Annotated in this window: 1 protein-coding gene; it reads right to left on the bottom strand. The window is 73.7% G+C overall.

The window, feature by feature from the left end; genetic code table 11:
* Positions 1-2008, bottom strand: a 2008-nt coding sequence (locus K7G61_RS35760; protein WP_225851321.1) for an acyltransferase domain-containing protein, incomplete at both ends; no start/stop codon positions are given.

The following is a 2008-nucleotide window of genomic DNA, read 5'->3' as shown; positions in this document are numbered from 1 at the left end:
CAGGGCGGCGGCTCGCGGTGCGGTCAGCGGGTCGGAGCGGCCGATGGACACGGCGCCACGGGTGACGATCCACAGGCGCGCCGCGATGCCCGCGTCGCCCAGGGCCTGCATCAGGATCAGGGCCGAGGCAGCGTCCCGCGGCGCGGTGATCACGCCGGAGAGCGTGTACCCCTCGGTGGCGTCGGCCAGTTGGGCGGCCAGTTCGCTCCGCCCGGTGGCGTCGGCGACCGGGGTGATCAGCTCGGCGCCGGCCGCGCGCAGGGCGGTGGTGACGTCCTCGGGCGTGTCGGGCAGGGCGAGCCAGGTGCCGGCGAGGGTTGCCTCTCCGGTGCCGGCGGTCCACGGCTTCCAGGCGACGCGGTACTGGCGGCTCTCCATCGCGGCGTTCTCCCGGCGCTTGCGGCGCCAGTCGGCCAGCAGCGGCAGTGCGGGAGCGAGCAGGCCGGTGGCGGATCCCGTCCCGGTCGTGTCGAGTTCGCCGGCGAGGGCGTCCAGGTCGCCGCGCTCGACGGCCTGCCAGAAGAGGGCTTCCGCCGGGTCGGCCGTGCCTGCCGCGAGCACCGCGGCGGTCGGCACCGTGTCGAGCCAGAAGCGTTCACGCTGGAAGGCGTACGTGGGCAACTCCATGTGGGACGCGCCCGACGTGCCGTAGTACGCGGGCCAGTCGACCTTCGCGCCACGCACATGGAGCGTCGCGACCGCTGCGACGAGCGTCTCCGCCTCGTCCCGGTCGCGGCGCAGCGCGGCCGTGGCGACGGGGATGGCGGTGCCGTCCGCGGTCTCGGCGGCCAGGACGTTGCCCGTCATGGCGGTCAGGACACCGTCGGGGCCGAGTTCGACGAACGTGCGGACGTTCTCGCCCCGCAGCGTGGCGATCCCGTCGGCGAAGCGGACGGCCTCGCGGACATGGGTCACCCAGTACGCGGGGTCGGTGAGGTCGCCGGTCAGGTCACCGGTGACGTTCGACACCACCGGAATACGAGGGGCGTGGTACGTCAGCGACTCGGCGACCGCACGGAAGTCCGCCAGCATCGGGTCCATCAGCGGCGAGTGGAACGCGTGCGAGACCGTCAGCCGTTTGACCTTGCGGCCTTCCGCCCGCCAGACATCCTCCAACTCGGCGATCGTGTCACGCGCGCCCGAGACGACAATCGCGTCGGGCCCGTTGACAGCGGCGATCGCCACGTCGTCCCGCCCGGTCAGTGCCTCGCGTACGGCCGCCTCATCGGCCTGTACGGCGAGCATCGCGCCCCCCGTCGGAAGCGCCTGCATCAGCCGACCGCGGGCGGCCACCAGCCGAACCGCGTCCGGCAGGTCCACGACCCCCGCCACATGCGCCGCGGCCAGCTCACCGATCGAGTGACCGGTGACGAAGTCGGGCCGCACACCCCAGGACTCCACCAGCCGGAACAGCGCCACCTCAAGGGCGAACAGCGCAGCCTGCGTATAGACGGTACGGTCCAGATCCACCGACTCCGCCTCGAACATCACCTCCCGCAGCGGCCGCTCGAACTCCGCGTCGAAGTACGCGCACACCGCGTCCAGCGCGTCCGCGAACACCGGGAACGCCTCGTACAGCTCCCGGCCCATGCCCGCGCGCTGGCTGCCCTGGCCCGAGAACAGGAACGCCGTCCTGGCGTTGGCCACGCGGCCTTGGACGATGCCGGGCGCGGTGTCGCCGGCCGCGAGGGCGGCGAGGCCGCTGAGTACGCCTGCCCGGTCGCGGCCGATGATCGCGGCGCGGTGGTCGAGGGCGGCCCGAGTCGTCGCGAGGGAGTGGGCGACGTCGGGGAGGGGGAGTTCGGGGTGGGCGGCGAGGTGGGCATGCAGACGCGCGGCCTGGGCGGGCAGCGCGACCGCGTCGCGGGCGGACAGGGACAGCGCGGTCACGGCCGGAGGTGCGACCGGGACGGGTGCCTCGGGGGTGTCGTCCGGGTCGGCTTGTTCGAGGATGATGTGTGCGTTGGTCCCGCTGATCCCGAAGGACGACACACCGGCCCGGCGCGGG

This window comes from Streptomyces sp. HPF1205 (genome assembly GCF_020400825.1).
GTDB lineage: Bacteria > Actinomycetota > Actinomycetes > Streptomycetales > Streptomycetaceae > Actinacidiphila.
Note: the sequence above shows the minus strand (reverse complement) of the source record. Positions and strands in the feature narration are given on the sequence as shown.